This is a genomic window from Afipia sp. GW822-FHT04G07, assembly GCF_058800765.1.
In genome coordinates this window covers 141,321-159,923 of sequence record NZ_JBXAMP010000003.1, presented here as the reverse complement: position 1 = coordinate 159,923, position 18,603 = coordinate 141,321, and the positions used below count along the sequence as shown (strand labels likewise).

Sequence of the window (18,603 nt, the reverse complement as noted above, 5' to 3'; positions counted from 1 at the left end):
TCCTAGCCCAAAATCTTTAGACGCATGGCGATTGCGATCGCATGTGTCTTGTTAACAGCATCAAGTTTCTCGCGAGCGGAAGCGATGTGTTTCGCTACCGTCGGTCGAGAAATGCCGAGAATGACCGAGATTTCCCAATCGGTTTTTCCCTCCCCAGCCCAGAGAAGACAGTCAAATTCACGAGGTGAAAGCTTATTGCTGCGCGTTGATCTCGGACGACGCAAACACAACCAATGCCCGATGGCAAAATTTGCAAGAAACGTAAGGGCTGATCGGTCGTTACTGCTGAGATCGTCCTTTGCTCCGCCGAAGGACAATGCGGCTGACCGCTGATCAAGCGTCGTGACCGGGATCACGAAGCCTTCGACTAACCCGAAGTCGGCAGCTTCCCCTCCGATTATCCGCGCGTTGTCTGGCTCCGAACACGACTTGTAACTTTCAGCCCAGGAAAAGGCATTTCGATCCTTTTGAAGGCGACCAACGATCGGGTCGCGCGGAAGATAATTTTGAGCGACGTATCTGGTCGCCCAGGCTTTGGGAAAATGTTGCACCATAGAGCGGGTTCGAATCTCGGTCCTTGAATTTTGCATATCAGCTGGTGGTACGATTCCACCAAATACTGAAGCAAACCCGTAACTATTGGCGATACTTATAAGACAATCTTGAAGGGCGCTTTGGTCGACCGCTTGCTCTATCAGCGAGATAACTTCCCAGGTGCTCCAAAATAAGTCTGTCATTCTCAGGCCCCCCGCGACTGATCATGTTCCGAGTAGATCCGTCTCGCAAAAGGCGGATGAGAGGGTCTCCCGCGACGCGCGAGATTCTAAGTGCAGAAGTGGTTCGGTATAGCGGTCAGGCGGCGCCATTATCAAACCAAGAAAAATGTTACTGGAATTCGGCGAAAGAGGAGTGTGATATTTTGTGTTTATCGCCAGCTATAGAACCTGGTTCTCGTGTGTACGGTGCCTGTAGGTTCGGGGTTTAGCGATGCGCGTTCTGCTTTTGGAAGATGATGCGATGATCGGCGAGGGCCTTTCCCGGACGCTTGCGGAGGAAGGCATGTCGGTGGATTGGGTGCGCGCCGGCGGAGAGGCGGAAGCCGCGCTCGCCGATGGCGGACATGCGATTGTGCTGCTCGACCTCGGGCTGCCGGGCGCTGAAGGTTTCGATCTTTTGAAGGCGGCGCGGAGCCGGGGGTTCGATACACCTGTGCTGATCATCACGGCGCGCGACGGGCTTGATTCTCGGGTGGCCGGGCTCGATCTCGGCGCGGACGACTATCTCGTCAAACCGTTCGAGACACGGGAGTTGCTCGCCAGAATGCGGGCAGTCCTCCGCCGCCGGGCGGGCAGAGCGACATCCTATTTGGTGGCCGGCGCGATTGAGCTCAACACCGAGACTCATGAGTTGTCGCATGCTGGCATCGGGCAAGTTCTGCCTGCCCGCGAGTACGCTTTGATGCACGCCTTGATGGAGCGCCCGGGTCGTATTCTTTCCCGCGCACAGGTGGAAGAGCGTATTTACGGCTGGGGAGAAGAGGTGGAAAGCAACGCGGTCGATGCCCTGATCTACTCCATTCGACGCAAATTCGGGAAGAACATCATCTTCAATGTGAGGGGGGCGGGCTGGATGGTACAAAAATCATGACGACGGTATCGCTCCGGCGAGCAACCCTTGTCTCGATGACCGTCCTTCTGGCCTTGGTCGGCGCCGCCGCGATGTTGCTCGCCTACAAGCTTGCACGTGACGAAGCTGCTGATTTTCTTGACGGACAGTTACGCCAGGTCGCACTCAACGCCGGCTTGGGTCTTCCCGATGCTGACGCGCCGCCGGCCAGCGATCAGGATCCGGAAGATCAGATTGCGGTAACGATCTGGAAGCGCGGCGTCGTTGCCCACACCACGCTTCGCGGCGTCGAAATCGCGCGGCCGAGGAAGCCCGGCTTTGAAAATGTCGTCATCGCAGGCGAGCCCTGGCGGGTCTATTCGACGGACAACGACACCTGGACCGTGCAGGTCGCGCAGCGCGACACGGTTCGTCAGGAATTTGCCCGAAGTGCCGCCGTGGGGGCCGCGGCGCCCATTCTGATCGTCATACCGCTGTCCTGGCTCGTCGTCGGTTGGGCGCTGAACCGGATGCTTGGACGGCTGGACACTCTGGCGCGGGATATTGCGAATCGAAGCGCGGTGGCGGCCGCAGCCATTCCCCTCACCGGAATTCCGATCGAAGTGGCGCCCTTGGTCGAAAGCATGAACGGCCTGATCGTGCGCCTGCGCGCCGCCGTGGAAGCGCAGAAGCGATTTCTCTCCGACGCGGCGCATGAACTCCGCACCCCGCTCGCCGCGATGCAAATCCAGGTTGATAACCTCAAGATCAACAGTTCCGGCTCGGTCGGAGCGGAATTCGAAGCTGGCAAGGCGGCACTTGCGCAGGGCGTAAGGCGCGCGAGCGCCCTCGTCGGTCAACTGCTGCGGCTGGCTCGCCTTGATGAGCCCGTAGCACCCCTCAGCGAAACGGTTGAGGTGGGTCCGCTGCTGCTTGACTGCGTCGGCGATCATGTGGTGCTGGCCGAACACAAGGGCATCGATCTCGGGGCCCAGATGGAGACGTCCGCGACGCTGCATGGTTCGGTCGAGGAATTGCGCGTTCTGTTCGCAAATCTGATCGATAACGCCGTGCGGTACACGCCATCTGGCGGGCAGGTGGACATTTCCCTGACTCTGCGCGACGGGCGAAGCGTTGTCGAGGTTCTGGATACGGGTACCGGTTTGCCGCCCGGCGCCATTTCCCGCATCTTCGATCGGTTCTATCGCGCGTCGCCGCCGGACGTCGAGGGAACCGGTCTGGGGCTGGCGATCGCGCGGCGAATTGCCGAGCGCAATGGTCTTGTCCTGACCGTCGAGAACCGCCCCGACGGGGCAGCCGGCGTTCTCGCGCGTGTCACATTACCGGCATAGCGCCCTTTTCTCTTCTCGCCGCACCCAGGCTCATTCTGTCCTCAGTCTCCGGGGCCATGGTCACCTCATCGGAGCGGGCCGTCGCCGACGCGTCGCGCATCCGTCCGCAAGCGGGGGCGAATCGGAGAGACACATGATCAGGACTACCCCGTACCGCCTGGGCGCCTTGGGCGCCGCAGGTATCTTGCTGGCGCTCATGGTGCCAGCGCTGGCCTACACCGGTCAAAAGCTTGCCGGTCAAGCGAAGGTCACCATCACGCAGGCCCGGGAAACCGCCCTCAAGGCCCATCCCGGGAAAGTCACCGACGAAGAGCTTGAGCGCGAATCCGGAGGCAGCGGCCTGCGTTATTCGTTCGACATCAAGAACGGCTCGCGGACGCAGGAAGTCGGCGTCGATGCCGCGAGCGGCAAGGTGCTCGAAAACAAGACAGAAGGTCCCCATCCGGACTGACCCGCAGCATGGTCCCACGAACAAACCCGGTGCGTCCTCGCACGCGCCGGGTGGCCGGCTACATAACGGAAATGCAATCATGACCCCAGCCCAGAAATTCGCATTGAGCAAAGTCCCTGAAGTCACGCTCGGCTTCTGGATCATCAAAATTCTTGCCACAACGCTCGGCGAAACCGGCGGTGACACCGTCACCATGACGCTGAACTGGGGTTATTTGGCGGGGACAGCCTTGTTCGCGGTGCTGCTCATCGCCTTCGTGATAGCACAGATCGTAGCGAAACGCTTTCACCCCTTTCTTTACTGGGCGACCATCGTGGCCTCGACCACCTTCGGCACCACGATGGCCGACTTCGCCGACCGGTCGCTCGGGATCGGTTATACCGGCGGCTCATCGCTGCTGTTTCTCTGTCTCGTGAGCGTCCTCGGGCTTTGGTACTGGTCGGAAGGAACCGTCTCCGTCAATACCGTCTCCACGCCGAAGGTCGAGGCGTTTTACTGGGGAGCGATCACGTTCTCGCAAACCCTCGGGACTGCGCTCGGCGACTGGCTGGCCGACACCGGCGGCCTTGGCTATGAAGGGGGCGCTCTCGTCTTCGCGGCCGGGCTGGCCGTCGTTGTCGCACTCTATTATCGCACAAACGTGTCGCGGGTGCTGCTGTTCTGGGCGGCCTTCATTCTGACCCGTCCGCTCGGCGCGACGGTTGGCGACTTTCTCGATAAACCGGTCGCTGCCGGGGGTCTCAGTCTCAGCAGACCGCTCGCATCGGCCGTGATCGCAGCCTTCATCCTTGCGTGCCTGATCCTGTTGCCGCAGCGCGCGGGCAAGCATCCGGCGTGACGCTACTGCGTCGGCTCTCAAGCGATGGCGATCCTCATGAGCGTTCGCAAATTTTCAAGCCTGGCGCGTCGAGCGATGCAGGATCCGTAGCCGTCTGAGAACGGCTCCCACGTTCAATTTGTCAATTTGTCGTTCAATCTGCATCGTCGTTTCGGAGAAAGCCGCATGGACAGAATCTTCAGCACAGAAGCCAGCAAGGTGCCGGCAATCACGCTTGGATTCTGGGTCGTCAAGATATTCGCGACCACTCTGGGCGAGGTGGGCGGCAACGCGGTGACGTTGACGTTGGGTCTCGGTTATCTGATCGGCACCGCAATCTTTGCCACCGTATTGATTGTGGCCGTGGGTGCTCAGATAAGGGCGATGCGATTTCAGCCCTTCCTGTACTGGGCAGCCATCACGGCGACCACGCTCGCCGGAACGACGCTTGCCGATTTGGTCGATCGTTCGCTCGGCATTGGCTATCTTGGCGGCTCCCTGTCGCTCTTCACGATGGTCATGGCGACATTGGGCTTGTGGTATTGGTCGCTCGGCTCCGTCTCCGTCGAAACCGTTACGTCGCCCAAAGTCGAAGCGTTCTACTGGGCGACCATCATGTTCTCGCAGACCCTCGGCACGGCGCTCGGCGACTGGATGGCCGATGACACCGGGCTCGGTTACAACGGCAGCGCGCTTGTGATTGCCCTCGTCTTGGCAATCGTCGCCGTTCTTTATTTCTTCACGAAAATGTCCCGCACCACGTTGTTCTGGGCGGCTTTCATCCTGACGCGTCCGCTGGGCGCCACAATCGCCAACTCGCTTGACAAGCCGGTCGCCGCCGGGGGGCTTGCTGTCGGCGACTTTTCCGCCTCGGCAGCCCTCATCGTCGTCATCGCCGTTTGTATTCTCGTCATTCCGCAGCGGCCGGGGCGGCATCCCGGCGCATATTCGCGAGTCCCCGAAATTCGCGCACTCGATTGATAGCGGAATAGAAGCCCGACGTCACCGAAGGAGTTCTGGAATGGAGGAGCATCGTTCCACACCGCGCCGCCGGGTCTTGAAGGCTGCGACAATCTCGTTCCATGGAGGCGCGATCAGTTGCACGGTTCGGAATCTTTCCGAGTACGGCGCCTTGCTCGACGTGACGTCACCGATCGGAATTCCCGACGTCTTTTCGCTGGTAATGGACAGCGGCCCGCAGCATTGCCGGGTGATCTGGCGCAAGGAGAAGCGTATCGGCGTTCGCTTCACTGGGGCGAATAGCGAAAAATAGGAAAGACCATGTACGCTCGATCGCTTCGCGACGTGCCCGAAAGGCGCTCATCAGACGGTCGATATAATCGATCATGCCGTGACGAAATCCCTAGGCCCTATGCCGCCGGACACTCTCGGCGAGAATTGCAGCAAGACCGGCGAACAGGATTGCGCCACCCCAGGCCGAACCGGCCGTCAGCCGTGGCAGCACAAGCCACGCGATGCCAAGCCAAGCAACGATTGTGATAGCGAAGCTGCCGTCATCCACGAACAAACCGAAAAGCTCTCGAATGATCGTCCTGAACCAGCGCATGCGGAACTCCTATCGTTTCGCGGTGCCGCGCGCGCCCGAGCGCATCCGGCAAAGCGGGGTTGCGATCGATGCGACGATCAGGAAGCCAGCGACGAGACCGAGGATCGACCAATCCTGACCGGGCCATCGAAGTCCCATGCCTTCGCCGACCCAGAAAGTGCCAAACGCGGAGAGCAACACCCCGACCATAAACTTCAGCGTATTCTCGGGAATGGACGCCAAGGGCTTGTGAACGACAAAGCCAAGCAGCACGACGACAAGCAGCGCGGCGAGCGCCCCCATGCTCGCTGGAACAAGCAAGCCCACGCCGCCGGAACCGACAGCGATAACGATGAAAACCACCTCAATGCCCTCGAGCATCGTGATCTTAAAGGCCGTTGCGATAGCCACCTTGTCCCATCCCCGCCCACGCTTCCCAAACTTGCGCAGCGATTCCGTTTGCCTGGAATAGATCGCGTCCTCATCATGCAAAGGAATAACGCCGGCGGAACGCAGAATCGCCTTGCGGAGCCATCGCATTCCGAAGAGGAGCAGAAGCACTCCGACCGCGAGTTGGAGCACATCCAGCGGAATACGCGTGAGCGCTGGACCGATAGCTATCACGATAGCCAGCAGCACGCCAAGCGCGGTCCCGCTCCCAATCAATGCAGCGCTCCAGCCGCGAACGGCGCCAACCGCCAGCACGACGGTCAGAGCCTCGACGCACTCAACGAGCGAGGCCAGGAATGCCGCTATTACCGATGGCCAAACATGCGCCCAATCCACGATCACGTTGATTCTTCCAGTGAGAATTCGCGGACAGCGCCCGAACGCGATCCGATGAAAAACGAACGCAAGGACGCTGAGTTGTATCTTATCTATTTCGGTCGGTAGGTGCTTCGAGAACGATGCCGATGCTTGGCAACTTCGGAAATTGTGATGACTTGTCTTTCCGAAGAATGGCCGGTCGGCGTCGAAAGTGCCAAGATTGGCATCGATTTCGCTCTGGTCTCAGCCGGCACTCCATCTCGGACAAGATGACTTGAACCTTCCTCCCGCGCCCATGCCGGCGCATTCCTGAGAGGCGCAATGGAAACCTGGAATACCGCACTTTTTCTGGCCCTCAATGCCCCGGCTTCAGCGAATGTCGTAACGATAGCGTTCGCCAAGGTAGCCGCGGAATATCTCGTTTATGTGGCTGCCGTTTTGGCGGTCTGCTTGTGGGTGCGGGGATCGCGCGACCAACGCGATGCGTTGATTTCGATCGGGACCGGACTCCTGACCGCGTTTGCACTGAGCTGGACCATTAGCCTTCTCTGGTATCATCCACGCCCCTTCGCGATAGGCTTGGGCCATACCCTTCTGGCCCACTCGCCCGACAGCTCGTTTCCGAGCGATCACACTACATTCCTTTGGATCTTCGGCTTCGGTCTCCTCGTCACGCGAGTACAGCGCGGGTGGGGATGGGCACTGGTCCTCGCTGGTCTTGCGACGGCCTGGGCTCGAATCTACGTGGGCGTTCACTTTCCCCTCGATATGGCCGGATCCGCCATTGTCGCGGCCACAGGTGCTGTCGTGGCAAGGGTCGTTCACCTGCACGTTACAGCCCATCTCTTGCCGCTGATCGAGAGGCCTTACGAATACCTGCTTCAGGCGTTGCGTTTGCCCCGGGCGATTTTCCCCCGCGGCCTCTCGGATCGATGAAGCGGCTCGAGGTGATGCCCGTCAATGCGTACCAGCCGTTCGTAATCTCGATCTCAGCATCATCTTGCTTCGCTTCATGTTTTCTGCCTCGGCCTCGATTACATCACTCAGGTTTCGGCAAGCCACCGGCCGAAAGCCGCCCGTATGTTCGGTCCATGGCGATCGATCGGCTTCCGAGCCAGGGAAAATGCCCGTAGCGGAACGAGATTTGATGAGCTGCAATATCGGCAGGGCGCCTTTCGACAAACCGCTCAAACAAGGCTGCCGCCAGTCCAGTCCGATCGGAGCCGCTTTGACAGTGGATCAATATCGGTCGTGGCGCGGTACGCATCGTCTCCATCAGTTTAGCGATCGTCGCATCCGCCGGATCCTGTAGGGCCGACATTCGAACATCCGCGTGAGACGCTCCATGTGCGGTCGTAACCGCCACTTCGTTGTCGTACCACCAGGACCCGCTATTTGCGCCGCGCAGATTGATCACCGATTTGATGCCGTAAGCGTCCATCACATCGGCCAACTTCTGCCCGTTCAACTGTGCGGAGCGGTAAAGCACCCCGGGTTCGACGACGTGAACATTGCCGACCAGTTGAAGGCCGATGGCCCAACCGCCGGCAAGCCCGGCGCAAACGAGAAGCGCATTCGTCGTATAGGTCAGGCCGCGGCCAACCGGATGAAATTTCAAAAACTGGTTCGATGCCGCAATGCAAGCGAGACAGGACGTCCCGATATTCGTTTGGCGCGCCCACTTGTGCGACTTTCCCTCGATCATTGGGAGTTTCCGATATACGCCATCGGAGGCGCCGCGCGATCGAACTCGGCCTCCTGATTACGAACCCATGCGACGGCGTCGAGTCGCCGACCGATGGCGGTCGCGTTCTTCTCGATTGCATCGAGGGCGAAGCATTGGATCGGCATTGCCGATACGAATGTGGGAAATGTCATGTTTCACCTGATGCCAGTGAGACTTGCCTTTGCGCGACGGTCGTATCGGCAGCGAGGCGATAAAGATGAATATCGCCCGTCGCGAACTCGACCGAGGTGACAGATTCGGGCGATAGCCTGTCGAGAACCATGACCAGCGAGCGCAGGCTGTTTCCATGGGCGACAACTAACGTCCTGTCGCCACGCATGACTGCGGGCAAGATCGTTTGGATGAAGAATGGCAATATTCGTGCGGACGTATCCTTCAGGCTCTCTCCGCCCGGCGGCGCTACATCATAGGAGCGGCGCCACAGATGAACTTGATCGTCGCCCCAACGCGTTCGAGCCTCATCCTTGTTCAGACCGGTGAGATCGCCGTAGTCTCGCTCGTTGAGTGCGGCATTGCGACACTGCCGTACATTGGCTTGCCCCATGTTCTCCAGGATGATCGAACACGATTGCCATGCCCGTCGAAGCCTTGAAGTGAAGGCGATATCGAACCGAACATCCAACGCTTGCAACCGTTGCGCAACACCGCTGGCTTCGGCAATTCCCCGTTCCGTCAGACCGAGATCGCGCGAGCCAGTGAAGATGCTCTTCAGATTTCCCTCGCTTTGGCCGTGCCGGACGAGGACGAGACGCCGGTCGATCGATGGCTGCGTAGCAGGATTGTCAAAGGACATGCGCGCTCCTTTGCGTCGGCCAAACGGCGTCCCTCGCGACATGCCTTTGCCGATGTAACCCTTTCAAGAAATTAAACTCCGCGTCGCCCAGAGTCCGATGAACAACGCCGTAGCAGACGCCAACACCGAAGCCAGAACGTAAAAGGCGAGGACCACCAACTCGCCGCGCTCATAAAGCAGGGCGACGTCGAGCGAGAACGACGAAAAGGTAGTGAAGCCGCCAAGAATGCCGGTCGCGAGAAACAACCGCCAGTGCTGGGAGGCGCTTCCGCTCGCCATGAAATAGCCGGCGATCAAACCCATCGCCAGCGACCCCACGATGTTGACGATCAATGTGCCGTAGGGAAAATTCAGATCGAAGACGCGAGCGGACCAGACGTTGACTCCATGTCGGAAAGCACCGCCGATGCCAGCGCCAAGGAACACGATCAGATACGCTTGCATCGCGCTATCTTCGATTCTTCGCGCGCGACCGCGCTTCGAAGATAGCGGTGACTAGTCCGAGGACAAGCAGGCCGCCGACGAGGTCGTAGGCCACGCCCAATCCGAACGCGAGAAAACAGACCGCGGCGACGGCAGCAAGAATTGACGCGGCAAAGCCATCGCCCGCGATCAATTTAAGCCATTCGCGCAATTGCCTGGTAAGAATGTCCATGCGGCTGCCCTTGCAATCATCGAAGGGCAACAAAAAACCCGCCTATGGCGGGTTAAACAAAGCTCCCGCCATGACGGAGCTTTGCAGCCCCATCCCAGCAGGAGTCATCAGCCCACGACGGGCGGGTATCGGGGGACTCCATCCCCATCTGTACTCCAACACTAGTCGCTCCGACCAAATCGGTCAACGATCGATCCGAGTTCGATGCTCGACGCGCCGTCCGGCCATCGTCCCAGTGAAAGCATAAAGTTCCTAGAAGAGCGGTCGACGCTCCACGCCGCCGTCGCACGGGTTTGCGAAGGGTCGGAGGATGGGTGTGATGACCGAAACGTGACCTCGTTCGGATCGCGTCGATATTGTCGTTATATTCAGAGGACGGGTAGCCGCCGGAATGTTTGGCCTTTTCATCCGGCTCGACGTGGCTCGACAATGCATCGATCGCGCTCATTGCGGGGGTCGAGAGCACCAGATGGCCGATGAGTTCGCTCGTTCCGGAAACATTCGGCTGCGGGTACTGGTAAGATATTAGCTCGAGTTTTGTTTCGCCAATTCAGGCGAACCGCCGCCGAGTTCATCGACGGCCGACTCGAACCGCCCGAAGCGCAGGGCTAGGGTGGGTAAGACAAGCAAATTCAGGGTCATCGAGGTCAGCAGGCCTCCCAGGATCACGAGCGCCATGGGGCCTTCTATCTCACGGCCTGGATCTCCCATTCCGATCACGAGAGGCAGGAGACCGAGCGCAGTAACGAGCGAGGTCATCAGGATCGGCGTCAGCCGGTCGCCGGCGCCTTTGATTGCAGCTTCGAGACCCCAAAGCATGCCGTCAGTTTCGACCAGATGCTCATAGTGGGAGATCATCATGATCGAGTTGCGCAGCGTGATTCCGAACAGTGTCACGAAACCAACCATCGAACCGAGTGAGAGTACGCCTCCGGTCGCAAATACCGCCAGCACGCCACCAACGAGCGCGAAGGGCAGATTGACGAGAACGAGCAGCAGGTTTCGCCAGTTGCGCGTTACGATCGACAGCAGCAGCACCACGCCGATTGCGGCGATCGACGAATGAATCAGCAGGTCGCGCCGGGATTGCGCCTGCGCCTGCGCCGAACCGGCGAATTCCACGTAGACCCCGCTCGGGAGTTCTACGTTGGCAGAGACCGCGGCCTGAGCATCCCGCACGAACGAGGCGACGTCACGGCCGGCAACGTTCGCCGTCACCGTTTGGAGACGTCGGCCACCGAGATGAGATACCTGATAGCGCCCGGCGGTTTCGTATATGTCCGCGATTTGCTTGAGAAGCACATAGCTGCCGCTCGGGGCGCGTAGCGCGAGGTCACCGACCTTGGTGATACTATTGCGGCTCTCGGCGTCAAGCACCGTGATGACGTTGAAAACCCGGTTGCCATCATAGCTCTGGCCCACAACATCGCCCTGATAGGCGGTGCGGACCAAATCGAGGACGTCCACCGCATCGAAGCCCCAGCGCTCCACGTCCTTTTTCCGGAGTCGAATGGTCAACTGCGGCATGCCAGGCGGCGATTGCAATTGCACGTCCGTCGCACCCTGGATACCCCCAACGGTACGCGCGACGTCCCGTGCCGCGCGATCGAGCGTGTCGAGATCGTCGCCGAAGATGTTGACGACGACGGCAGCCGTGTAGCCTGACAAGGTTTCCTCTACGCGCTCGGTCAGGAATGGCGTGACCGCGAAATTGACTCCCGCGAACCCTCGGAGCGCCTTGCGTACGTCGGCCTGCGCTCCTTCCGTCTGGTCGCCCGATAATCCGGATTTGAGGTCGACTTCGAACTCGCTTTCATGCGTGCCCGCGGTGTCGTCGGCTTTCTCGGCGCGGCCGATGTGCTGGGCGACCGAGCGCACCATCGGTAGCGCGGTCAAAGCCTTGGTCACAAGCGCACCGAGGCGCTCGGATTCGGCGATCGAAGTGCCGGGCACAGCCGACATGTGAAGAATGAAATGCCCTTCCTGGAGTTCGGGCAGGAAGGCGCTACCGAAGAACGGAAGGGCGGCACAACCGGCCACGGTAAAAACCAGAGCGGCGGCGATCGCCATCCGCGGATGGATGGCGATGCCGCCTAAAATTCGCTCATAACGCCCGCGCGTCCAGCGAACGACGGGCGGCTCTCTATCATGGGCGACCGCACCCGCGCCTTCGCCCCCTCGTCCGCGGCCGGCGAGCAGCAGCATCGAGAGCGCCGGCGTCACCGTCAGCGCCACGACAAGCGATGCGAGAATGGCGAAGATATAGGCCATGCCGAGCGGCGCAAAGAACCGGCCGGAGAGACCCGGCAATGTCAGCACGGGCAAGAAGACAAGGATAACCGCGAAGGTCGCATAAAGGACAGCGCCGCGCACTTCGAGCGAGGCGTCGAGTACGACCCGGCCCACCGGCCGAGGTTCCGGCAAACGCCTGTTCTCGCGTAAACGTCGGACGATGTTCTCAACGCCGATCACCGCATCATCAACGACTTCGCCGATGGCGATCGCGAGCCCGCCCAAGGTCATTGTGTTCAGGCTCTGCCCCAAAGCGTCGAGGACAATGACGGCGGCAAGCAGTGACAGCGGGATCGCTGTGCAGGCGATCGCTGCGCTGCGTAGATCGAACAGGAACAGAAACAGCACCACAATGACGAGGATGCCACCAAGAACCAGCGAGTCCCGGACATTGTTGGTGGCCGTATCGATGAAGTTGGCCGGACGAAAAAGATCGCCGTGAAATTTAATACCGGCCTTCTCCAGCCTCGGCCGCAAGCTCGCCAGCGCCTCTTCGACGCGCTGGGTCACCTCGACCGTATTGGCCCCGTATTGCCCCGAGACATTCAGCATTACGCCGGGTTGGCCCATAATCGTCGCGCCGCCGATCGGCGGCTCCGGCGCATAGACCACCTCGGCGACGTCGCCGAGAAGCACGCTCGAAGCGCCCTGGTTCAGCAGAACAGTGTGAGCAACATCCTCCGCCTGGAGTGACTGGCCCTCGGTCTGGAAGACGATGCGTTGATTGGTTGTGTCGATAAAGCCCGCACCGCGCACGCCGGTCGCCTTCTTCGCCGCGGTCAGAACGTCGGTGAGGGTGAGATTATAGCGAATGAGCTGGTCCGGATGTACCTGAACCTGAAGCGAACGAAGATCGCCGCCGAACACCGCGACCTTGGCGACGCCCGGCACGGCGAGAAGCCGCAGGCGCAGCGTCCAATCGGCGATAGTGCGTAAATCCATCAGCGAGTGCGTGTCGGAGGTGAGCCCGGCGACAAGGATGGTACTCGTCGAAGAGGTCAGCGGCGTCATTCCCGGCGGCCCCGTCCCCGCCGGGAGCTGTTGTGCGGCGACCGCCAGACGCTCGGCCACCACTTGCCGATCCCGATAGATGTCACTTCCGGGCGCGAAGATAACCGTGATGACGGAGAGCCCCTGGATCGAGGTGGACCGCAACGATTGCACGCCGGGGACACCATTGATGGCATTCTCGATCGGCTGGGTGACGAGAACCTCGATCTGTTCTGGCGTAAGGCCGGGCGCCTCGGTCTGGATGCCGACCTGGGGCGGTGCGAACTCCGGGAAGACGTCGTATTTAGCGCGAACAACCGAGAGGACGCCGTAGCCGAGCAGCACCAAGGCCATAGCCACGACGATGCCGCGGAAGCGGATCGCGAAGCCGATGACATTCGCTTGCAAGCCCGACGGCGTTGAGGGACCGGGGGTTGCCTGCGTCATTTGTTGTCCTCGCCGACCTGGATCTGCGCGCGGAATTCTTCGGACAACAAGATCTGCGCCCCCTGTGCCACAATCTCCGGAGTGGGTTGTGGGAGGCTCTTGACGGAAACGATGAAGCCGCCTCCGGGCGCGGGCACATCGGTTGGAATTTCGTGGCGGGTGAACGTGTCCGCGCCGGTGCGCAAATAGACCCAGGCGCGCCCCGTCCACCACACGACGGCGGAGGCCGGAATTTCGATTCCGTCGATGGGAGCACCGGCGGGCAAGAATGCAAGGACGTTCATGCCCGGCAACAGATTACTCGCGGCATCCGCGGAATAATAAAAACTCAGACCTTGGATCTTCGGGTCCGTTTGCGTGGCGGGCGAGATGAATTGGACTTGATGGCGCGTGGCGCTTGCACCGAATTGGACCATCGCGTTCGGTGCCCGGGTTATGAATTTGTCTGGAGGTAGCGTGATCTGAAGCAGGAAAGTCTGGCGCTCGATTAGCGCGGTCACCAATGGGTCGCCCTCGACGAGCGCCTTGCCAATCACCGTTCCCCACTCTTCCAGTGCCGTCGCCCTTAGCGTCCTGACCTGAACCTCTGTTGTAGCGACGCCAGCTTGATCGGCGCGGAACGTGGCCTCGGCCGTCTGGAGTTGTGCCAGGGTCGTGACCTTGTCCCTGGAAAGCGCCTGCGCACGCTCGAAGGCCGCCTTCGATGCAACGATCCTGGCTTGGGCGCTCTGAAGCTGAGCGACGGCACTCACATAACTGTTGTCCAGCGTGACCAGCTTGTCGAGGTCAAGCACGGTCCCGTAGGCGCGGACCTGATCCTGGTACTGGGTCGACTTTGGTTTGGTGACTTCAATCCCGTTCTGCTGGCGCGTTGCGGCGTCGAGCGTCACGACGGGTTGATCGCGGCCGTTATCCGACACGCGCAAGGGAGCTTTGACCGGACGTTCTCGCTCGGCTTCCAACACCGCTTCGCCTCGTCCGGCGAGGAACCCCCAAACGACAAGCGCGCCAAGCGCTCCGACCGCCGCCAGGATAACCAAAAGCCGAACGACACGACGTCCAGGTCCACCGGGGTTCTTGTGCTCATCACCGGTCATGCTCATATCCATCGACATTTTCCGATTGCTCTACGTTGATGAGGTGCTCGCTGAAATCCTTCCGGAATTGCTTTCGTAAGCCGAGCAGACCGGCCAAAGCGATGGCGGTAAACGCTGCGCCGGCCAGGAAGGTCGCGACCGGTCCGTAGACATCCCACAGCGCTCCGGCGACCACGCTGGCGATGAGCAGGGCAATTCCGCTTGCGAGGTTGAAAACTCCAAACGCGGTTCCGCGCAGATCGGCAGGCGCGGTGTCGGCCACCAGCGTTGCAAGCAGCCCTTGCGTTAGGCCCATGTGCAGGCCCCAAAACATCACGCCGAGCAGAAGGATGGACACCGATGTCGTGAGTGCCAGAAGCAGATCAGCGATCACGAGTGCGGCGACGCCGACGATCAGGACGCCCTGACGCCCGAACCGATCCGACAGTACGCCCGCCGGATAAGCCGCGAACGCGTAAGCGATGTTCATAACGACCATGACGACCGGCACGATCGCAATGGCGAGGCCTACGTTCAGCGCTCTGAGAACCAGAAAGGCTTCGCTGAACCGAGCCAGTGTCAGCACTACCGCAACCGCCACCACGGCCCAGAATGGCCGCGAGAGCCGTCTGGCATCGGCGAAGTGCGGCTTGGGTCTTGCAGCAACGCCACCAACACGTTCCGGCTCCTTCACGGCGAACGCCATCAGGCCAAACGCGATGAACGCCGGGATGACCGCGATCCAGAACACCGCGGCGTAATTGTCGCCGGTGAAAAGCATAAGCCCGATTGCGGCCAGCGGGCCGAGGAAGGCCCCGATCGTGTCGAGGGACTGTCTTAAACCGAAGCTTGCTCCTCTCAACGGAGCGGGCGCGAGATCGGCCACCAGCGCGTCGCGCGGCGCCCCGCGAATTCCCTTGCCCACCCGGTCAAGGAAGCGAGCGGTCACGACCCATTCAATCGTCGTTGCGAGCGGGAAGATCGGCTTGGTGAGGGCGGCAAGACCGTAGCCGATAACGGCCAGCAGCTTGCGGCGACCCAGCCAATCTGACAGCGCGCCGGAGAAAATTTTAGTGATCATCGCCGTCGCTTCGGCAACACCCTCGATGAGCCCGACCATGAGCGTCGAGGCTCCAAGCACGGTGACGAGATAGACCGGCAGGAGAGCGTGGATCATCTCGGATGAGAGGTCCATGAACATCGAGACGAACCCAAGCGCCCAGATTCCGCGCGGCAGGTCTCGAACTAACGTGGAGGCGGCAAGAACCCGGTCAGCCATCCCGCGGTCTCCCTCGCTTCTTGAGAGGGGGATTCGGAGTCGCGGTATCCGACGAACCAGTGCGGTCATCAGCCGCGTCTACAATGCCCTCTTGCGCATAGACCGCGTCGGCGAAGGTTCGCAAAGCGGTGCCACAGGTCTCGAGCGTTTCATTCGCCTGCTGCATTCGGGCGTCGGGGAAAAAGTCGCGCGCCTTGATCTTGGAGAGCCAGGTAGAAAGCTTGTCGAGGTCATCCTCAATCTCCTCAAGCTCTGCAAACGTGAACTTCCGGCGCCGGGTCTCCTTTTCGATCTCGGCAAGAAATTCGCCGGACCGCTCGGCAAACTCGTCGTATTCGCGTGCTCGGTCAGCCTGAAACCGGGCAACGATGGCGCGCTCTTCTTCGTCGCTGGTTGCAGCGGTCGCAAAAACGGTGGCGCTGCCGCCTTGCGCGCGAACCATCTCGACGAGTTGCGCATAGAGCAGTTTGTGCTCGTCCGTGACCGTTAGAATCCAGGCCCCGTTCAGCACGCTGGCGGCTCCGGCGGCACGAAGACGGCGCCACAGTGCCACGCGCCCGCTGGAGGGAGCGGCAGGAAGTTGCCCCAAGAACAGAAGCCACTGATTTGGAATCAGAATATTCCCCTGTTAAAACACCTGTTGCATATCCGGAAGGCTAGATGAATGCAACACCTGTTGCATTCATCTTATGGCTCTTCAAATGTCTAGCGACCGCGTTTTCACTGCTGACGCGGTATATCTTCGCCGCAATGCGCGTCGACGCTCGCCATCTGGCGTGAAACGGCAGGCTGGCGGTGGATGCCGGTCACGTTCGCCTCTATGTTTGCGCTGGCCTATGTGGTGAGCCTGCTGACAACGCCGCGCATGCCTTTAGCCGGGGGACAGATAGTGGCTGGTTCGCGAACTTATCGTGCTTGGCGCACTCGTCGCTCATCGCATTGTTCGCAAATTTGACTGGAAACGATCCAATCGTGACAGCAAGAATTGCCCCTTTTGATGCAAACACTATCCGGCGCGAAGCGCTTCGAGATCAGGCTTGCTGGAACGCGTTTGCATCAAGGCGATTGCGATGGCGCCGCAAGCAAAGCTTGAGACGATCGCGACCATCAAATACAGCCAGGGAACCGACAAGGCTTCCGGAGGGGGATCGAACACACCTGCGAGGATCGCCACCATAGCCGCCGCGATCGTGAATCCTGTGATCAGTCCAAGGGTCGTGCCGCCGGCGACAACGAGCAGTCCTTCGACCCATAAGAATCCTCCGAGTTGCGAGCGTGTTGCGCCGAGCGCGGTCAGGAGCGTGAAACTGCGCTTGCGCTCCGCTAGTCCTGGCGACGTCGATCGCTTGGATGAATGGTTTAGGCATCGACAATACGTCCGTCTTCGAGGCGAATGACCCGGTCCGCCCGTCCGGCGAGCGCCTAGCTATGTGTCGCAATCAAAATTGCAGTCCCGGCCGCGCGTTGTCTGCCAAGAAGATCCAGCACGCGCTCCTCTGTCGCGGCGTCGACTTGCCCTGTGGGCTCATCGGCAAGAAGAACGCGCGGGGAGGTGGCCAGAGCGACGGCCGCCATCAAAGCCCTCCTCCGGCGGTCGTTCTGACTTTTTGGACGCACCATTGGCGCGATCCGGATTCACATTGTTTTTGAGATATGTCGGTTTCTCGTGCGAGGTGCCTGTTCGAAAACATAATAGTCGGGACTTAGTGGCGAATGAGGGGTTCGGCTGCTCGCAGACTCCCGTCTGCCTCTGATCGCGGATGGATCGCGGAATCCGACCCATATTCAAGCCAATGGCTATCGCCGGAGGACACGAACACCAGGCCCTGCACGAACCCGGCGACCTTCAAACGAACTTGTGCTCGTTTGAAGGTCGCCGGATCTGAATGCAAACTTCAGCTTTGACCGGATGCTTTATAGGACAATCCGCGATTGCCATGTCTGATAGTCATAAAAACAATGAGGCCGAAAATGCATACGAAGAAGATCACGCTGGTGAGCGTCGCGCCGAGCCCCAATCCGCCCTTGTCGAGCGGCTGCGAAAGCAGATCACCGAACGAAGCTCCCAACGGGCGGGTCAGAATATAGGCGAGCCAGAATGACAGAACCGCATCCATCTTCAGGAAATAGTAGGCGAATGCGGCGACCGCGATTAGCGCGCCGAATATGAGTCCCGCCTGTGCGTAACCCAGCCCCAGCCCTTCTGCTGTGAGATCCCCGCCCGCCGTGCCGAGAGCGAAGGTGAGCAAAATAGCGAGCCAGTAGAACGCTTCGCGGCGCGTCGTATAGATTGTATGGATCGACAGTGTTCGCTCAACCGCATACCACACGGCGAATGTGACGAGCAGCGCCATGCCGAAAAAGAGCGTGGTCGCCTTGAGACTGATGCCGAGGTTGTCGACGAGATTATCTGTAGTCAAGGTGCCGACGACGCTGATGAGCACGACGGAGATCCAGTAGATCGACGGGACATATTTTTTGCGCGCGAACTGTACGATCAGTGCGACGGCAAGAAACGCACTCATAATCCACGAGGTGACCGTGAGTCCAAAACCCAGATTTGTGTTCAGGAAATCGGCGGCCGTCTCGCCGACGGTCACGGCCATGGCCTTGATGATCCAGAACGAGATAGTGATTTCCGGAACCTTGTTGAGCATGGTCGAAACACGCTGATTTTCCATCGCGATCATAGGATGCGCCCCATTGATTGTTCAGTTTGCAGCTCTCTCATCGCGCAGCGAACGGCCAGCTTCGTCGCGAAGCCTTGCGGTCGCCAAATGACGCA

At 60.1% G+C, this 18,603-nt stretch carries 20 protein-coding genes, 1 pseudogene and 1 riboswitch; of the genes and pseudogenes, 7 read left to right on the top strand and 14 right to left on the bottom strand.

All coding sequences use genetic code 11. From position 1 onward, the window contains the following. Positions 1-2: 2 nt before the first annotated feature. Complete coding sequence (locus tag AC1RKJ_RS22820; RefSeq protein WP_056302060.1) at positions 3-737, bottom strand: helix-turn-helix transcriptional regulator; 735 nt, start codon at positions 735-737, stop codon at positions 3-5. A 250-nt stretch (positions 738-987) separates the two neighbouring features. On the opposite strand from AC1RKJ_RS22820, the gene AC1RKJ_RS22815 reads away from it, so the two are divergent. The 6 genes from AC1RKJ_RS22815 to AC1RKJ_RS22790 all read left to right on the top strand — a co-directional run bounded on the left by AC1RKJ_RS22815 (position 988) and on the right by AC1RKJ_RS22790 (position 5,498). Further along, complete coding sequence (locus AC1RKJ_RS22815; protein ID WP_042002417.1) at positions 988-1,647, top strand: response regulator; 660 nt, start codon at positions 988-990, stop codon at positions 1,645-1,647. After that, complete coding sequence (locus AC1RKJ_RS22810; RefSeq protein ID WP_042002416.1) at positions 1,644-2,957, top strand: ATP-binding protein; 1,314 nt, start codon at positions 1,644-1,646, stop codon at positions 2,955-2,957. The genes AC1RKJ_RS22815 and AC1RKJ_RS22810 overlap by 4 nt, the downstream gene beginning before the upstream one ends. A gap of 133 nt (positions 2,958-3,090) precedes the next feature. Next, a complete protein-coding gene (locus AC1RKJ_RS22805; RefSeq protein ID WP_042002415.1) occupies positions 3,091-3,408 on the top strand; it encodes a PepSY domain-containing protein in 318 nt (105 codons plus the stop codon). A gap of 79 nt (positions 3,409-3,487) precedes the next feature. Continuing rightward, a complete protein-coding gene (locus AC1RKJ_RS22800) occupies positions 3,488-4,246 on the top strand; it encodes a COG4705 family protein (RefSeq protein ID WP_042002414.1) in 759 nt (252 codons plus the stop codon). Between the two features lie 165 nt (positions 4,247-4,411). After that, positions 4,412-5,206, top strand: a complete 795-nt coding sequence (locus tag AC1RKJ_RS22795) for a COG4705 family protein (protein ID WP_042002413.1) — start codon at positions 4,412-4,414, stop codon at positions 5,204-5,206. 40 nt (positions 5,207-5,246) lie between these two features. Continuing rightward, positions 5,247-5,498: a PilZ domain-containing protein gene (locus AC1RKJ_RS22790; protein WP_078864246.1), complete on the top strand. Its 252-nt coding sequence runs from the start codon at positions 5,247-5,249 to the stop codon at positions 5,496-5,498. 90 nt (positions 5,499-5,588) lie between these two features. On the opposite strand, the gene AC1RKJ_RS22785 is transcribed toward AC1RKJ_RS22790, so the two are convergent. Further along, positions 5,589-5,792: a hypothetical protein gene (locus tag AC1RKJ_RS22785; RefSeq protein WP_042002412.1), complete on the bottom strand. Its 204-nt coding sequence runs from the start codon at positions 5,790-5,792 to the stop codon at positions 5,589-5,591. A 9-nt stretch (positions 5,793-5,801) separates the two neighbouring features. After that, positions 5,802-6,563 carry a TMEM165/GDT1 family protein gene (locus tag AC1RKJ_RS22780; protein ID WP_078864245.1) on the bottom strand — a complete coding sequence of 254 codons (762 nt, stop codon included), beginning with the start codon at positions 6,561-6,563 and terminating at the stop codon, positions 5,802-5,804. A gap of 297 nt (positions 6,564-6,860) precedes the next feature. Between AC1RKJ_RS22780 and AC1RKJ_RS22775 the strand changes: the two genes are divergently transcribed. Then, on the top strand, positions 6,861-7,475 hold the full coding sequence (locus tag AC1RKJ_RS22775; protein WP_042002411.1) for an undecaprenyl-diphosphatase: 615 nt from the start codon (positions 6,861-6,863) through the stop codon (positions 7,473-7,475). A gap of 103 nt (positions 7,476-7,578) precedes the next feature. Here the strand turns inward: AC1RKJ_RS22775 and AC1RKJ_RS22770 are convergent, their stop codons facing one another. From AC1RKJ_RS22770 to AC1RKJ_RS22720, 11 genes and pseudogenes are all read right to left on the bottom strand, one after another. Continuing rightward, complete coding sequence (locus AC1RKJ_RS22770) at positions 7,579-8,244, bottom strand: tyrosine-protein phosphatase (protein ID WP_078864244.1); 666 nt, start codon at positions 8,242-8,244, stop codon at positions 7,579-7,581. Further along, the gene (locus AC1RKJ_RS22765) at positions 8,241-8,417 is read right to left on the bottom strand and encodes a hypothetical protein (RefSeq protein WP_157874602.1); all 177 of its coding nucleotides are present in this window, start codon (positions 8,415-8,417) and stop codon (positions 8,241-8,243) included. The genes AC1RKJ_RS22770 and AC1RKJ_RS22765 overlap by 4 nt, the downstream gene beginning before the upstream one ends. After that, complete coding sequence (locus tag AC1RKJ_RS22760) at positions 8,414-9,046, bottom strand: 2,3-bisphosphoglycerate-dependent phosphoglycerate mutase (RefSeq protein WP_492793316.1); 633 nt, start codon at positions 9,044-9,046, stop codon at positions 8,414-8,416. The genes AC1RKJ_RS22765 and AC1RKJ_RS22760 overlap by 4 nt, the downstream gene beginning before the upstream one ends. 96 nt (positions 9,047-9,142) lie before the next feature. Continuing rightward, positions 9,143-9,523 (bottom strand): fluoride efflux transporter CrcB, encoded by a 381-nt coding sequence (crcB, locus tag AC1RKJ_RS22755; RefSeq protein ID WP_042002410.1) that lies wholly within the window; start codon positions 9,521-9,523, stop codon positions 9,143-9,145. A gap of 4 nt (positions 9,524-9,527) precedes the next feature. Further along, the gene (locus AC1RKJ_RS22750; RefSeq protein ID WP_042002409.1) at positions 9,528-9,734 is read right to left on the bottom strand and encodes a hypothetical protein; all 207 of its coding nucleotides are present in this window, start codon (positions 9,732-9,734) and stop codon (positions 9,528-9,530) included. 91 nt (positions 9,735-9,825) lie between these two features. Beyond that, positions 9,826-9,889, bottom strand: a riboswitch (Fluoride riboswitch). Between the two features lie 370 nt (positions 9,890-10,259). Further along, on the bottom strand, positions 10,260-13,463 hold the full coding sequence (locus tag AC1RKJ_RS22745) for an efflux RND transporter permease subunit (RefSeq protein WP_492793306.1): 3,204 nt from the start codon (positions 13,461-13,463) through the stop codon (positions 10,260-10,262). Next, positions 13,460-14,572 (bottom strand): multidrug transporter, encoded by a 1,113-nt coding sequence (locus tag AC1RKJ_RS22740; protein WP_492793305.1) that lies wholly within the window; start codon positions 14,570-14,572, stop codon positions 13,460-13,462. The genes AC1RKJ_RS22745 and AC1RKJ_RS22740 overlap by 4 nt, the downstream gene beginning before the upstream one ends. Then, entirely contained in the window at positions 14,550-15,818 is a 1,269-nt protein-coding gene (locus tag AC1RKJ_RS22735) for an MFS transporter (protein WP_492793303.1), read from the bottom strand. Before AC1RKJ_RS22735 ends, AC1RKJ_RS22740 begins: the two co-directional genes overlap by 23 nt. After that, positions 15,811-16,371 (bottom strand): Chromate resistance protein ChrB, encoded by a 561-nt coding sequence (locus tag AC1RKJ_RS22730; RefSeq protein WP_492793302.1) that lies wholly within the window; start codon positions 16,369-16,371, stop codon positions 15,811-15,813. Before AC1RKJ_RS22730 ends, AC1RKJ_RS22735 begins: the two co-directional genes overlap by 8 nt. A gap of 453 nt (positions 16,372-16,824) precedes the next feature. Next, a pseudogene (locus tag AC1RKJ_RS22725) lies at positions 16,825-17,136 on the bottom strand (FtsX-like permease family protein); the annotation flags it as partial. Positions 17,137-17,713: 577 nt separating this feature from the next. Then, on the bottom strand, positions 17,714-18,508 hold the full coding sequence (locus AC1RKJ_RS22720; RefSeq protein WP_100049829.1) for a COG4705 family protein: 795 nt from the start codon (positions 18,506-18,508) through the stop codon (positions 17,714-17,716). Positions 18,509-18,603: the final 95 nt, after the last annotated feature.

Bases quoted from the DNA above. Each gene is read 5' to 3' on its own strand.
- AC1RKJ_RS22745 (WP_492793306.1), bottom strand. From the start codon at position 13,463: ATGACGCAGGCAACCCCCGGTCCCTCAACGCCGTCGGGCTTGCAAGCG.
- AC1RKJ_RS22790 (WP_078864246.1), top strand. From the start codon at position 5,247: ATGGAGGAGCATCGTTCCACACCGCGCCGCCGGGTCTTGAAGGCTGCG.
- AC1RKJ_RS22815 (WP_042002417.1), top strand. From the start codon at position 988: ATGCGCGTTCTGCTTTTGGAAGATGATGCGATGATCGGCGAGGGCCTT.
- AC1RKJ_RS22765 (WP_157874602.1), bottom strand. From the start codon at position 8,417: ATGACATTTCCCACATTCGTATCGGCAATGCCGATCCAATGCTTCGCC.
- AC1RKJ_RS22775 (WP_042002411.1), top strand. From the start codon at position 6,861: ATGGAAACCTGGAATACCGCACTTTTTCTGGCCCTCAATGCCCCGGCT.
- AC1RKJ_RS22740 (WP_492793305.1), bottom strand. From the start codon at position 14,572: ATGGATATGAGCATGACCGGTGATGAGCACAAGAACCCCGGTGGACCT.
- AC1RKJ_RS22770 (WP_078864244.1), bottom strand. From the start codon at position 8,244: ATGATCGAGGGAAAGTCGCACAAGTGGGCGCGCCAAACGAATATCGGG.
- AC1RKJ_RS22750 (WP_042002409.1), bottom strand. From the start codon at position 9,734: ATGGACATTCTTACCAGGCAATTGCGCGAATGGCTTAAATTGATCGCG.
- AC1RKJ_RS22810 (WP_042002416.1), top strand. From the start codon at position 1,644: ATGACGACGGTATCGCTCCGGCGAGCAACCCTTGTCTCGATGACCGTC.
- AC1RKJ_RS22805 (WP_042002415.1), top strand. From the start codon at position 3,091: ATGATCAGGACTACCCCGTACCGCCTGGGCGCCTTGGGCGCCGCAGGT.
- AC1RKJ_RS22735 (WP_492793303.1), bottom strand. From the start codon at position 15,818: ATGGCTGACCGGGTTCTTGCCGCCTCCACGTTAGTTCGAGACCTGCCG.
- AC1RKJ_RS22800 (WP_042002414.1), top strand. From the start codon at position 3,488: ATGACCCCAGCCCAGAAATTCGCATTGAGCAAAGTCCCTGAAGTCACG.
- AC1RKJ_RS22820 (WP_056302060.1), bottom strand. From the start codon at position 737: ATGACAGACTTATTTTGGAGCACCTGGGAAGTTATCTCGCTGATAGAG.
- AC1RKJ_RS22720 (WP_100049829.1), bottom strand. From the start codon at position 18,508: ATGATCGCGATGGAAAATCAGCGTGTTTCGACCATGCTCAACAAGGTT.
- crcB (WP_042002410.1), bottom strand. From the start codon at position 9,523: ATGCAAGCGTATCTGATCGTGTTCCTTGGCGCTGGCATCGGCGGTGCT.
- AC1RKJ_RS22795 (WP_042002413.1), top strand. From the start codon at position 4,412: ATGGACAGAATCTTCAGCACAGAAGCCAGCAAGGTGCCGGCAATCACG.
- AC1RKJ_RS22785 (WP_042002412.1), bottom strand. From the start codon at position 5,792: ATGCGCTGGTTCAGGACGATCATTCGAGAGCTTTTCGGTTTGTTCGTG.